The sequence below is a fragment of the Amycolatopsis pretoriensis genome, from assembly GCF_900107925.1.
In the GTDB taxonomy this organism is placed as follows: Bacteria; Actinomycetota; Actinomycetes; order Mycobacteriales; family Pseudonocardiaceae; genus Amycolatopsis; species Amycolatopsis pretoriensis.
Genome location: NZ_FNUJ01000009.1, coordinates 20250 through 34040, shown reverse-complemented (window position 1 = coordinate 34040; position 13791 = coordinate 20250). Strand labels below are relative to the sequence as shown.

The following is a 13791-nucleotide window of genomic DNA, read 5'->3' as shown; positions in this document are numbered from 1 at the left end:
GAATCCGCAACGGTCAGTGCGCGCCCACGTCGGTCACCCGGATCACCGCAGCGCCGGCTTCGTCAGACGCCGCCAGGTCGACCTCCGCGCTGATGCCCCAGTCGTGGTCGCCCGCCGGGTCGTCGAAGATCTGGCGGACCTTCCAGACGTCCGGCTGCTGCTCGATCATCAGCAGCTTCGGGCCGCGCGCGTCCGGGCCGGTGCCGAGGGAGTCGTACTCCTCGAAGTAGTCCTCGATCGCTTCCTGCCACGAGTCGGCGTCCCACCCCGAAGCGGCGTCCAGCTCGCCGAGCGGGAACCACGCCCGCCGCGCGAACAGCTCGACCCGGCGGAACAGCTCGTTGCGCACCAGCACCCGGAAGGCGCGCTCGTTGCGGGTGACGCCCGGCGGTTCCGGAGGCGGGCGGTGCGACACCGGCCCTTCTTCGGACGGGTGGCGCAGCGCCTCCCACTCGTCCAGGAGACTGGAGTCGACCTGCCGGACGAGCTCGCCGAGCCACTCGATGAGGTCCTGCAGCGGCTCGGTCTTGGCCTCGTCGGGCACCGTGTGGCGCAGCGCGTCGTAGACGTCGGCGAGGTAGCGCAACACCAGGCCTTCCGACCGCGCCAGCTGGTAGAACCCGATGTACTCGACGAAGTTCATCGCGCGCTCGTACATGTCGCGCACGACGGACTTGGGCGACAGCTCGTAGTCGTCGACCCACGGGTGGCCCTGGCGGTAGCTGTGGAACGCGCCCTGCAGCAGCTCTTCCAGGGGCTTCGGGTACGTGATGTTCTCGAGCAGCTCCATCCGCTCGTCGTACTCGATGCCCTCGGCCTTCATCGCGTTGACGGCCTCGCCGCGCGCCTTGAACTGCTGCTGCGACAGCACCGGCCGCGGATTGTCCACCGTGGACTCCACAGTGGACACGACGTCGAGCGGGTAGCTCGGCGACTCCAGGTCGAACAGCTCGATCGCGGCCAGCGCGAACGGCGAAAGCGGCTGGTTGAGCGCGAAGTCGAACTGCAGGTCGACGGTGAGCCGGATGATCCGGCCCTGCTCGTCCGGTTCGGACAGTCGTTCGACGACGCCGGCGGCGAGCAGCGCGCGGTAGATCGCGATCGCGCGCAGGATCAGCTTGCGCTGCGACGCGCGGTCCTCGTGGTTGTCCTCCAGGAGGTGACGCATGGAGTCGAACGCGTTGCCCGGCCGCGAAATCACGTTGAGCAGCATCGAGTGCGTGACCTTGAAGCTCGACGTCAGCGGCTCGGGCTCGGCCGCGATGAGCCGGTCGAACGTGCTCTCGGTCCAGTTGACAAACCCTTCCGGGGCCTTCTTCCGGACGATCTTCTTTTTCTTCTTCGGGTCGTCGCCCGCCTTCTCCAGCGCCTTCGCGTTCTCGACGACGTGGTCGGGCGCCTGCACGACGACGTAGCCGTCGGTGTCGTAGCCCGCGCGCCCGGCGCGGCCGGCGATCTGGTGGAACTCGCGGGCCTTGAGGTGGCGCTGGCGCACGCCGTCGTACTTGGTGAGCGCGGAGAAGACCACCGTCCGGATCGGTACGTTGATCCCGACCCCGAGCGTGTCGGTCCCGCAGATCACCTTGAGCAGCCCGGACTGGGCCAAGGTCTCGACCAATCGGCGGTACTTGGGCAGCATGCCGGCGTGGTGGACGCCGATGCCGTGGCGGACCAGCCGCGAGAGCGTCTTGCCGAAGCCGGCGGCGAAGCGGAAGTCGCCGATCAGCTCGGCGATGGCCTCCTTTTCGGCCTTCGTCGTGACGTTGATGCTCATCAGCGTCTGCGCGCGTTCGATGGCCGCGGCCTGCGAGAAGTGCACGACGTAGACGGGCGCCTGACCGCCGTTGAGCAGCTCGGACATCGTTTCGTGCAACGGCGTGAGCGCGTACCGGAAGGTCAGCGGCACCGGGCGCTGCGCCGAGGTGACCACCGCGGTCGGCTTGCCGGTGCGGCGCGTGAGATCCTTTTCGAAGAAGGACACGTCGCCCAAGGTCGCCGACATCAGGACGAACTGCGCGTTCGGCAGTTCGAGCAGCGGCACCTGCCACGCCCAGCCGCGGTCGGGCTCGGAGTAGAAGTGGAACTCGTCGGCGACGACCTGCCCGACCGGCGCCTCGGCACCGAACCGCAACGCGATGTTCGCCAGGATTTCGGCCGTGCAGCAGATGATCGGGGCGTCCGGGTTGACGCTGGAGTCACCCGTCATCATCCCGACGTTGTCGGCCCCGAAGATCTCGATGAGCTGGAAGAACTTCTCCGAGACGAGGGCTTTGATGGGCGCGGTGTAGTAGCTGCGGCGGCCCTGGGCGAGCGCGGTGAAGTGCGCGCCGACGGCGACGAGGCTCTTCCCGGAGCCGGTCGGCGTCGAGAGGATGACGTTCGATCCGGAGACGACCTCCATCACCGCCTCCTCCTGCGCCGGGTACAGCTCGATGCCCCGATCGGCCGTCCAGGTCGTGAAGGCTTCGAAGAGGGCGTCGGGGTCGGATTCCGCAGGCAGGAGGTCGGTGAGAGTCATCAGACGTCCATCGTGCCATCCGCTCGTCGCAAAGTCGGCAGGGGCGATCGCATCACGAGTGGTAAACCCGTAGGCTTCGCGTTACCGCGCTTCGACCGGGAGATACGGTGTCGCGCGCACACGGGCGGTACACCGGAGGGCTTAGGAATGGCACAGGACATCATCCCGATCGAACTCGGGCTGCCGCAGGGCGACGTCGTCACCCTGTGGGCCCCGCGCTGGCGGGAAGACGGCGAGGAGTGGGAAGCGTTCCTCGGCGATGAGGACGACCTGTACGCCTTCCCGGACGCCGCGCACCTGGCCGCCTTCGTCCGCACGTCGGAGCGGCACGACCTGATCGACCACCCGGCGTGGGACGCCGTGCCGTCGCTGAACGTGCCGGAGCTGATCCCGGACGAGGACCACACGTACGACCTCGTCGGCGTGCCCGAGCTCGTCGCCGAGGAGCCGGACGTCTGGCACATCGCCGAGCTGGCGGAGATCGTCGGCATCGTGCGGTCGCTCGCGGACGTCTGCGACCTCGAAGAGGTGCACGAGATCCTCGACTCGACCGAGGGCTTCTCGCTGCTGGACCAGGGCACGCTCCCGTTCACCGGGAGCGTCGGCGTCCAGGTGTGGAACGACCTGTCCGAGACGGTGTCGCAGAAGTGGGACACCGTGCTGGACGCGATCGACGGCCTGGTGACCACGCCGGACGTCGACGAGAAGGTGCTCGAGCAGACCGCCGAGGAGCTGGCGGCGTTCCACGAGGAGTCCGCCGAGGCCGAGGCCGGCGCCGAGGGTGAAGAGGACCTCGAGGCGATCTCCTCGGAAGACGACGAGGACGACGACGAGGTCGAAGAGGGCCCGGTCGGCTTCTGGGCCGAGGTGGGCATCGACCCGATCAAGATCATCACGTCCGGCGCGGAGTACTACACGCTGCGCTGCTACCTCGACGACACCCCGGTGTTCCTGGGCAGCGAGGGCGAGATCGACGTGTTCACGTCGGAGAAGGCCCTGGCCCGCGCGCTGGCCGACGGCAAGGACCTGGCCGACACGGACCTCGCGGACGTGTCCACGTGGGACGAGGTCCTGGCCAAGGCGACGGCCGGCGAGCTGGAGATCGAGGTCGACCCGGAGAACACGTACGTCCTGACGGGCCTGGACGCGGACATCGCGGAGGGCCCGGAGTCGATCGACCCGACGCAGCTGGAGCTGGCGGTCGAGCTGATCACGGACGCGGCGGACTGGGCGGGCGACGACTCGGCCGAGACGGCGCTGGCGGGCAACGAGAGCCTGGGCTGGCTGGTGTCGTTCGTGCTGCGCCCGGACCCGACGCGCCTGGAGCCGTCGGCCCCGTTCGACGCGGAGCAGAGCGCCTGGCGGAAGCTCGTGGAGGGCTTCGAGAACCGGCTCACGGTGGCTTGATCTTTCGGCTCACGAAGGCCGCCTCCCGAGGTTGGGGAGGCGGCCTTCGTCGTGTCCGGGGTCCGCCGGATGGCATGAAAGGGTCGTTCATGTCGTCCGGCGACCTGAACGGGTCGTTCATGCCATCTGGGGGCCGAGTCCGGTCGTTCCACAGCCCGGGCGAGATGTGGACAACTCGGCCGTCGGCCGCTTCGGCGACCGGTTTCCGTCGGCGGCGGCCGATACGCTGGAGACGGGGGGCGCCCCCGCGGGCGGGCGGCGTGGCGGCCTCAGCCGCGACCCCGGGCAGCCGGCCAACCGCGGCCGGCCCCCACCGGCCCGGAGCAGCTTCAGTCCTCCGAAGCGTGTTCCGCGCGGACCGGGACCACCAGCACCGCCAGCGCTGGGAACACCGCCGCCACGCAGAACGCCAGTGCGTACCGGCTGTCGCCGATCACCAGCCCCAGCAGTGGCGGGGTCAGCGAGGCCGCGATGTTCTGCCCCGTGTTCTGCGTCCCCATCGCGCGGCCTGACCACGCCAACCCCGCCAGTTCCGCCGAGGCCGTGAAGCCCAGCCCGTTGTCGGCCACCGTGATGATCCCCGCCAGCGCCAGTGCCAGCAGCACCAGCCAGAGCCACGAGACGTCGCCCAGCGCCACCAGCAGCATCACCACGCAGCTCAACACCGCCAGCTGACGCATCGGCCGCAACCGGCTGCCCACCCGGTCCGACCACCACCCCGACCCGAGCCGCCCGGCCGCGCCCAGCACCTGGACCACCGCCAGGTACCAGCCCGCCGACAACGGGCTCCAGTGCTGCACCGCCACCAGGTACACCGGCGCGAACGCCGACACCGCGAACTGCGGCACCACCAGCAACGCGCTCGCGCCGTGCACCCGCCACAGCGCCGCGTGCCGGTACGGCGACGGCGGCTTCTCCCCGGACGCCGGCCGGGGCGGGCGCGGTGGGTCCGTCACCAGCCACGCCACCAGCAGCGCGACGACGATCGCCAGCCCGGCCGGCAGCAGGACGGCCGCGCGGTACCCGAAGTGCGCGGCCAGCGGCGGCAGCCCGAGCGCCGCGACGCCGACGCCGAGCGGCTGGGCCGTCTGGCGGATGCCCATCGCCACCCCGCGCTCGGACTTCGCGAACCAGCCCATCACGACGCGGCCGCTCGCCGCGTTCACCGAAGCCGTACACGCGCCGGCCGCCAAGAACACCCCAAAGAGCAGCCCGACCGGGTGAGTTCCGACCCCGGCGTACACCAGGAGTAACCCCGAGGCACCCAGCCCGAGGGCCATGATCAGGCGCTCTCCGTAACGGTCCGCAGCCGCGCCCCACACGATCAGGGTGAACAGGAGGCCGATGCTCGGCGCCGCGACGACCGTGCCGGCCTCGGCCAGCGTCAGGCCTTCCGCCGCGCGCATGGCCGGGACCAGGAACGGGATGCCGTAGAGGAACGAGCAGCTCGCGGTCTGCGCGGCGAGGCCGAGCGCGAGGATGAGCCACCGCCGCGAACTCGCGTGCACCTGCTCACCCGCACCGCCGGCGACCTGCGTCATCGTCCTCACCGTCTCAAAATATGGGACTCACTTCCTATATAGTGAACGATAGTTGGCATGGCTAAGGACCGCAAGGACCCGAAGCGGACGTCAGGCCAGCGCGGCGTACCCGGGCTTGATGACGTCGTCGATCAGCGCGAGCCGTGCGTCGAAATCGATGAACGCGGATTTCATCGCGTTGATCGTGAACCACCGGAAGTCGTCGAGGCCGTACCCGAAGGTCTCGTGCAGAGTGGTGAATTCGCTGGTCATCGTGCATCCGCTCATCAGCCGGTTGTCCGTGTTCACGGTCACCCGGAAGCGCAGCCGCTTGAGCAGGGCGAGCGGGTGCTCGGCGATCGAGCGGACCGTACCTGTTTGGACGTTCGACGTCGGGCAGATCTCCAGGGGGATGCGGCGGTCGCGGACGTACGCGGCCAACCGTCCAAGGTGGACCGTGCCGTCCGCGTCGGTCTTGACGTCCTCGACGATCCGCACGCCGTGCCCGAGCCGCTCGGCGCCGCAATGCTGAATCGCCTCCCAAATGGACGGCAGGCCGAACGCTTCTCCGGCGTGAATGGTGAAATGCGCATTGTTCTGCCGCAAATACTCGAAAGCGTCGAGATTGCGGGTCGGCGGGAATCCGTCTTCGGGGCCGGCGATGTCGAACCCCACGACGCCGGCGTCGCGGTACCGGACCGCCAGGCTCGCGATCTCGAGGGCGCGGGCGTGCTGGCGCATCGCGCAGAGCAACGTCCCGACGCGGATGCCGCCGCCGTTCGCGGCGACCCGGCGTGTGCCCTCCGTGAACCCCGCTTGGACAGCCTCGACTACCGCATCGAGTGACAGACCGCGTTCGACGAACAACTCCGGTGCGTAGCGCACCTCGGCGTAGACGACGCCGTCGGCGGCCAGGTCCTCGACCGCCTCCGCGGCGACCCTGACCAGGGATTCCTCCGTTTGCATCACTCCGCACGTGTGCGCGAAGGTCTCGAGGTAGGAAACGAGTGAGCCGGAGTCGGCCGCCCGGCGGAACCAGCTGCCCAGCTCGGCCGGGTCGGTGGTGGGCAGACCGGCATAACCGGTGGCGTCGGCGAGCTCGGCGACGGTGGCCGGGCGGAGGCCGCCGTCCAGGTGGTCGTGCAGGAGGACCTTGGGCGCGCGGCGGAGTGTCTCGCTGGTCAGAACAGGGCTTTCGTCAGGCATCCCCCAACGGTAACCTCGTTGTCATTCCCCTACATGGCCGTAAGTCTCAGGCTGGGGCTAACCCTCAGCGTCGACGATCATGTGACGAATCGGCCATCCGGGGGCAGCCTCCGCAATAGGCTCTTCACGGGGGCCATACAGACAGCAATTTTTGCAATCGATAAGCTTCGTGGCACGTCCCTCCATTTCCCCGCCGACGAAGGACACACAGCAGTGACCACTGACAACCACATTGCCGCCCCGTCCTTCGACCGGATGCGCAACATGCTGGTGCGCGCGGCCGAAGTGCGTGAGAGCGAGCAGCAGCAGATCTTCGACGCGCTCGACGACATCTACGCCCGCCTCGCGCCGGTGGACTCGCTGGGCGCGGTCCGCAAGCGGCTGTCCGAGATGCCCGACCGCACCGAGGTCGGCGTCCTGGCCGAACGCCTCGACGAGGCGATGTCCCGCCTCGAGGCGCAGGACAACGCCATCGCGGCGCTGACCCGCGCGATCGAGAGCCTGCCGGACAAGCTCGCCAAGCCCTTCGCGCAGCTCGACGGCCGCCTCGACGGCGTCGCCGCGCGCTTCGAAGGTGTCGCCGGGCGGATGGACGGGCTCGAGGACAAGCTCCAGAACATCCACCGCCGGCTCGACGAGCTGGGCGGGCACCTCGACAAGCAGGACGCGAAGCTCGACTCGATCCCGCAGTCGGTGCACGGCCCGGTCCGCGAGCGGATCGAGCAGGCCGAGTCGACGCTGCGCGAGCGCGTCGACACCGCCGACCACGAGCTGCGCGCGAAGGTCGACGAGCTGGACCGCGCCACCAAGGAGCGGATCGGCGCGAACACCGAGGCGCTCAAGACGGCGCTGACCGAGACCGGCGAGATGATCGACGCCTCGGACCGCCTGGAGAAGCTGGGCAACCGCCTCGAGACGGTCACCACCCGCCTCGACGAGCTGGCCGGCCGCCTCGACAAGGTGGAGGACGGCTTCCTCTCCGGCATCGGCGACCTCGACGGCGCGCTCAAGAGCGGCCTGTCGAAGGTCGAGGACACGCTGGCCAAGCAGCCGGACTCCGACTCGGTGGACTCGCTGGTCCGCAAGAGCAACGACGAGAGCGTCCGCCGCATCGGCGGCCAGCTCGACGAGGCGATGGCGACGTTCGCGGAGCTCATGCTCGGCGGCGGCCCGGCCGTCCAGCAGATCGCCCCGCCCCCGCCGGCCCCGCGCCAGCCGCGTCGCAGCTCCCGCAACGGCCGCGCCCCGAAGGCCGCGGACGTGAAGGCCAAGACGGGCGAAGGCTCGGAAGAAGCCACGGAGTAAGACCACACGAAGAAGGCCCCCGCCGGACGAACCGGCGGGGGCCTTTCTCATGTTCCGGAGTGACCACTCCAGGTCGCTTTCACGTGAAAGCTGCGACCTGGGGGCGGAGCTTTCACGTGAAAGCTCCGTGGGGGTCACTCGGTCGGGTGATCATCTTCGCGATGATCATCACAGCTGGCCGCGGATCGTCTCCCGGACGATCGGTTCCGGAGCCGACGCTGCCGCAGCGACCGTGAAGCCGCCTTCGAGTGCCTCCAGGGCCGCGGGGACCGCGTCGGGTGTGTCCGTGTGCAGCTCCAGCAGCGGCTCGCCCTCGGAGACGGTGTCGCCGGGCTTGGCCAGGCACAGCACGCCCGCCGCGGCCTGGACCGGGTCCTCCTTGCGGGCCCGGCCCGCGCCCAGCCGCCACGCCGCGACGCCCACCGCGTAGGCGTCCAGCGAGGCCAGCACGCCCGAAGCCGGAGCGACGACCGTGTGGACGTGGGACGGCGTCGGCAGCGGCGCCGACGGGTCGCCGCCCTGGGCGGCGATCATCCGGCACCACGTCTCGTACGCCTCACCCGAAGCCAGCACCGCCGCCGGGTCCGTCGAAATCCCGGCCAGGGCCAGCATCTCCCGAGCCAGGGCGAGCGTCAGCTCGACGACGTCCGCCGGCCCGCCGCCCTTGAGCACGTCGACGGACTCCGCGACCTCCACCGCGTTGCCGACCGCGCGCCCCAGCGGGACGTTCATGTCGGTCAGCAACGCCGTCGTCGGGACGCCGTGGTCGCGGCCGATCGACGTCAGCGTCGAGGCCAGTTCCCGGGCCTGGGAAAGCGTCTTCATGAACGCGCCCGACCCGAACTTCACGTCCAGGACCAGCCCGGACGCCCCTTCGGCGATCTTCTTGCTCATGATCGAGCTGGCGATCAGCGGGATCGACTCCACTGTGGACGTCACGTCCCGCAGCGCGTACAGCTTCTTGTCCGCCGGCGCGAGCCCGGACGTCGCCGCGCAGACCACCGCGCCGACGTCGTTCAGCTGCGCCTGAATCTCCGAAGTGGACAGTGACGCACGCCAGCCGGGGATGGACTCCAGCTTGTCGAGCGTGCCGCCGGTGTGGCCGAGCCCGCGCCCGGACAGCTGCGGCACCGCCGCGCCGCACGCGGCCACGAGCGGCGCCAGCGGCAGCGTGATCTTGTCGCCGACCCCGCCGGTCGAATGCTTGTCGACAGTCGGCCGGGAAACGTCCAAAGACAGCCGCTCCCCCGACGCGATCATCGCGTGCGTCCAGCGCGAGATCTCCGCCGAGGTCATCCCCCGCAGGAAGATCGCCATCGCTAGCGCCGACATCTGCTCTTCGGCGACGACACCGTGGGTGTAGGCGTCGACGACCCAGTCGATCTGCTCGTCGGAGAGCGTGCCGCCGTCCCGCTTGGCGCGGATGACGTCGACCGCAGCGAACCCGCTCACGGCAGGTCGTCCGGGCCGAAGGCGTCCGGCAGGACGTCGGACATCGGCAGGATCCCGCTGGGCGTGTCCACCAGACACGAAGAACCGCCCAGCTCGAACAGGATCTGTCGGCACCGTCCACACGGCATCAGCAGGTCACCCGCGCCGCTGCGGCACGCCACGGCCACCAATCGACCGCCGCCGGACAGCCGCAGCTGCCCGGCCATCGTGCACTCCGCGCACAGCCCGAGCCCGTAGGACGCGTTCTCGACGTTGCACCCGGTCACGACCCGGCCGTCGTCGACGATTCCGGCGACCCCGACGTGCAGGCCCGAATAAGGCGCGTACGCATGGGAAGCGGCCTCGATGGCCCGCGCGCGCAGCGCATCCCAGTCCACAGTAGACACTCAGTCCTCACCCCGCCGGTACGGCTGCCCGTCGGCCTTCGGCGGCCGCAGCCGCTGCGAAGCCACCGCCAGCACGATCAGCGTCACGAAGTGCGCGGTGTACGGGATCAGGTCGGACGGCAGCGTGTCGTTCGACCAGTAGATCGCGTACAGCACGCCCGCGCCGACGACGCCGAGCCCGGCGGCGATCCACTGCTTGCGGAACAGCTGCACGACGACGATCACGCCGACCAGGATCACCGCGCCGTACAGCAGCGCGAGCACCGCTTCGCCGCCGCCGGCCAACTGCAGGCCGTCCGCGTAGCCGAACAGCGCCGCGCCGCCGAGCAGGCCGCCCGGGCGCCAGTTGCCGAAGATCATCGCCGCGAGACCGATGTACCCGCGGCCGTTCGTCTGGTTCTCCAGGTAGTCCGCGCCGCCGCGCAGCAGCACCAGGGACGCCCCGCCCATGCCGGCGAACGCGCCCGAGATGATGACGGCGACGTACTTGTGCAGGTACACGTTGACGCCCAGGGACTCCGCGGCGACCGGGTTCTCGCCGCACGAGCGCAGCCGCAGGCCGAACCGGGTCCGCCAGAGCACCCAGAAGCTCACCGGGATGAGGATGATCGCGATCATCGTCAGCGGCGCCACCTCGGTGACCAGCCCGCGCAGGATGCCGGCGACGTCGGAGATCCCGACGCGCTGCTCCTTCTCGAGGTCGCCCAGCCAGTCCGAGAGGAACGACGCCGAGTAGGTGTCGAACTTCGGCACCACCGGCGACTGCCGCGGGTTTCCGGAGATCGGCGCGAAGATCAGGTTCGCCAGGTACTTCGTGACACCCAGGCCGAGCAGGTTGATCGCGACACCGGAGACGATGTGGTTGACGTTGAACGTCACCGTCGCCACCGCGTGCAGCAGCCCGCCCAGCGCGCCGAACACGATCGCGGAGATCAGGCCGGCCCAGACACCGCCGTTGTACGAACCCCAGGCGGCGCCCCAGGTCCCGAGGATCATCATGCCCTCGAGGCCGATGTTGACCACGCCCGCGCGTTCGGCCCAGAGGCCGCCCAGCGCGCACAGCAGGATCGGCAGCGCCAGGCGCAACGCCGTCGACGCGGTGTTGGACGACGTCAGCGCGGCGACGCCGGTGGAGTACGAAGCCGTCGAGATGACGGCGATCGCGATGACGGCCCAGATCACGCCGCGCAGCCAGCCGGGGACCCGGCCCCGCTTGCGCTGCTGCACCGGCATGGTGGAACCGGATTCGGGAGCGACGTCGGTGATCACACCGCACCCCCTTCGGTGACCGAGGAACCCTTGCGGCCGGCGAGCGCGCGGCCCACCCTCCGTTGTTCGGCCGCGAGGTCGGCCCGGCGCACGACTTCGTACGCCACGACGACCGACAGCACGATGATGCCCTGCATGATCGTCGCGATCTCCTTGGACACGTTGATCTGCTCCAGCGACACCGCGGAGGTGTCGAGGAACGCCCACAGCAGCGCGCCGAGCGCGATGCCGCCGGGGTGGTTGCGGCCCAGCAGCGCGACCGCGATGCCGGTGAAGCCGTACATCTGGGTCGCGGTGATGCCGTAGCTGTAGTCGCGGCCGAGCAGCTCCGGCATGGCGACCAGGCCGGCCACGCCACCGGAGAGCAGCATCGCGATGAGCGTCATCTTCTTGGCGTTGACGCCGCCGGCGGCCGCGGCCGTGGTGGACTCGCCGGACGCCTTCAGCTCGAAGCCGAACCGCGTGCGGTTGAGCATGAACCAGTAGGCCGCGCCGACGATCGCGGCGATGACCACGAACCCGAAGAGCGTGCCGGAGCCGAGCGGGATGCCGGGGATCCGGCCCGAGGGCTCGATCACGCGGGTGCCGATGTTGTTGCCGCGCTGCACGCCGAACTGGTCGGCGTTGATGAGGAACGCGATGATCCCGGCGACGATCGCGTTGAGCATGATCGTCGAGATGACCTCGCTGACCCCGCGGGTCACCTTGAGGATCGCCGGGACGGCCGCGTAGGCCATGCCCGCCACGACCGCGACCACCAGGATCGCGAGCACGTGGATGACCGGCGGCAGCTTCATCGCGCCGCCCGCGATGGCGGCGATGACGGCGGCGAAGCGGTACTGGCCCTCGACGCCGATGTTGAAGAGGTTCATCTGGAAGCCGATGGCGACCGCGAGCCCGGACAGGTAGTACACGGTCGCGAGGTTCACGGTGTCGACCGCGGTCGAGCCCTTGAACATCTGGCCGATCATCGTGCCGTACGCCTGCAGCGGGTCGGCGCCGGAGATGATCAGCGCGATCGCCGACAGCAGCACGGCGAAGACGATCGCCAGCAGCGGTGGCAGCAGTTTCGTGCGCCAGGAAGTCATTCTTCGTCACCCTCTCCGGCGCCGGTCATCGCCGAACCCAGTTCCTGCGGCGTCACGGTGGCGGGGTCGGCCTCGGTGACGAGCCGCCCGCGCAGCATGACGCGGATCGTGTCCGACAGGCCGATCAGCTCGTCGAGGTCGGCGGAAATGAGCAGCACCGCGAGGCCGTCGGCCCGGGCCTGGCGGATGTTCTCCCAGATCAGCGCCTGCGCGCCGACGTCGACCCCGCGCGTGGGGTGCGAGGCGATGAGCAGCACCGGGTTGCCCGACAGCTCGCGCCCGACGATCAGCTTCTGCTGGTTGCCGCCCGAAAGCGCCGCGGCCGGGACGTCGATGCCGGGCGTGCGGACGTCGTAGTCGCGCACGATCCGCTCGGTGTCCGCGCGGGCGCCCGCGATGTCGAGCAACTGTCCTTTGGAGACCGGTTCGCGGGTCTGGTAACCGAGGATCCGGTTGACCCACAACGGCTGCGTGAGCAGCAGGCTGTGCCGCGTGCGGTCTTCGGCGATGTAGCCGATGCCGGCCTCGCGCCGCGCCAGCGTGCCCGCCTTCGTCAGGTCGCGCGCCTTGCCTTCGGCGTCAACCAGCTCGATGGTGCCGCCGGACGGCTTGCGCATGCCCATGATCGTCTCGACGAGCTCGGTCTGGCCGTTGCCTTCGACGCCGGCGACGCCGAGCACCTCCCCCGCGTGCACGGTGAAGGTGACGTCGTCGAGCGCGTTGCGGTCCGAGCCTTCGGCGCCGAGTGTCAGCCCGGTCAGCCGCAGCACGTCCCGGTCGGTGACCGTGGACTCGCGGGTCTCCGGGCTGGGCAGCTCCGAGCCGACCATCATCTCCGCGAGCTGGCGCGAGGTGATGGTCTTCGGGTCGGCGGTGCCGACGGTGGTGCCGCGGCGGATCACCGTGACGGTGTCGGCGATCGCGCGCACCTCGTCGAGCTTGTGCGAGATGAAGAGGAACGTGTAGCCGTCGGCCTTCATCTCCCGGACGGTCGCGAAGAGCGCGTCGACCTCCTGCGGCACCAGCACCGCGGTCGGCTCGTCCAGGATGATGATCTTCGCCCCGCGGTAGAGCACCTTGACGATCTCGACGCGCTGGCGGTCGGCGACGCCGAGCTCCTCCAGCAGCGTCTCGGGCTTGGCGTGCAGCCCGGTCCGCTCGGCGAGCTCGGCCAGCCGCGCGCGGGCGGCGCGGCCGATGCCGTGCAGGCCCTCGGCGCCGAGGAAGACGTTCTCGCCGACCGTGAGGTTGTCGGCCAGCATGAAGTGCTGGTGCACCATGCCGATCCCGGCGCGGATGGCGTCCTGCGGGTTGCGCAGCTTCACCTCTTCGCCGTTGATCGCGATGGTGCCCTCGTCCGGCGGCTGCATGCCGTAGAGGATCTTCATCAGGGTGGACTTGCCGGCGCCGTTCTCGCCACAGATGGCGTGCACCTCGCCCGCGGCGACGGTGAGGTTGACGTCGGAGTTGGCCACCACACCCGGGAACCGTTTGGTGATCCCGGTCAGCTGGACGGCGGGGACGCCCCGGTCGGGGACGGCCTCGGCCGGGGCCTCGGCAGTGCTCATGGGCGGGAGGATTCCATATCTCTGGAACGCGTGAGGGGCCCGGAGGGAAATTCCCTCCGAGCCCCGGCACGC

General features: G+C 69.8%; 10 protein-coding genes. 2 read left to right on the top strand and 8 right to left on the bottom strand.

Annotation, left to right across the window (positions count from 1 at the left end; translation table 11 throughout):
• Positions 1-13 precede the first annotated feature (13 nt).
• A complete protein-coding gene (locus BLV96_RS35730; RefSeq protein WP_091390013.1) occupies positions 14-2518 on the bottom strand; it encodes a DEAD/DEAH box helicase in 2505 nt (834 codons plus the stop codon).
• A 147-nt stretch (positions 2519-2665) separates the two neighbouring features.
• Between BLV96_RS35730 and BLV96_RS35725 the strand changes: the two genes are divergently transcribed.
• Entirely contained in the window at positions 2666-3925 is a 1260-nt protein-coding gene (locus tag BLV96_RS35725) for a primosomal protein (protein WP_091390010.1), read from the top strand.
• A 329-nt stretch (positions 3926-4254) separates the two neighbouring features.
• Here the strand turns inward: BLV96_RS35725 and BLV96_RS35720 are convergent, their stop codons facing one another.
• On the bottom strand, positions 4255-5466 hold the full coding sequence (locus BLV96_RS35720; protein ID WP_091390008.1) for an MFS transporter: 1212 nt from the start codon (positions 5464-5466) through the stop codon (positions 4255-4257).
• A 90-nt stretch (positions 5467-5556) separates the two neighbouring features.
• Entirely contained in the window at positions 5557-6651 is a 1095-nt protein-coding gene (locus BLV96_RS35715; RefSeq protein WP_086682530.1) for an adenosine deaminase, read from the bottom strand.
• Positions 6652-6864: 213 nt separating this feature from the next.
• Between BLV96_RS35715 and BLV96_RS35710 the strand changes: the two genes are divergently transcribed.
• Complete coding sequence (locus BLV96_RS35710) at positions 6865-7956, top strand: PA containing protein (RefSeq protein ID WP_091390006.1); 1092 nt, start codon at positions 6865-6867, stop codon at positions 7954-7956.
• A 168-nt stretch (positions 7957-8124) separates the two neighbouring features.
• Here the strand turns inward: BLV96_RS35710 and BLV96_RS35705 are convergent, their stop codons facing one another.
• Genes BLV96_RS35705 through BLV96_RS35685 form a run of 5 tightly spaced genes read right to left on the bottom strand, consistent with a single transcriptional unit; the run spans position 8125 to position 13719 of the window.
• Positions 8125-9408: a thymidine phosphorylase gene (locus tag BLV96_RS35705; protein ID WP_086679669.1), complete on the bottom strand. Its 1284-nt coding sequence runs from the start codon at positions 9406-9408 to the stop codon at positions 8125-8127.
• Positions 9405-9794 carry a cytidine deaminase gene (locus BLV96_RS35700; RefSeq protein WP_086679666.1) on the bottom strand — a complete coding sequence of 130 codons (390 nt, stop codon included), beginning with the start codon at positions 9792-9794 and terminating at the stop codon, positions 9405-9407. Before BLV96_RS35700 ends, BLV96_RS35705 begins: the two co-directional genes overlap by 4 nt.
• Complete coding sequence (locus BLV96_RS35695) at positions 9795-11027, bottom strand: ABC transporter permease (RefSeq protein WP_086679675.1); 1233 nt, start codon at positions 11025-11027, stop codon at positions 9795-9797.
• 32 nt (positions 11028-11059) lie between these two features.
• Positions 11060-12151 (bottom strand): ABC transporter permease, encoded by a 1092-nt coding sequence (locus BLV96_RS35690; protein ID WP_086679662.1) that lies wholly within the window; start codon positions 12149-12151, stop codon positions 11060-11062.
• Entirely contained in the window at positions 12148-13719 is a 1572-nt protein-coding gene (locus BLV96_RS35685) for an ABC transporter ATP-binding protein (RefSeq protein ID WP_086679657.1), read from the bottom strand. The genes BLV96_RS35690 and BLV96_RS35685 overlap by 4 nt, the downstream gene beginning before the upstream one ends.
• Positions 13720-13791: the final 72 nt, after the last annotated feature.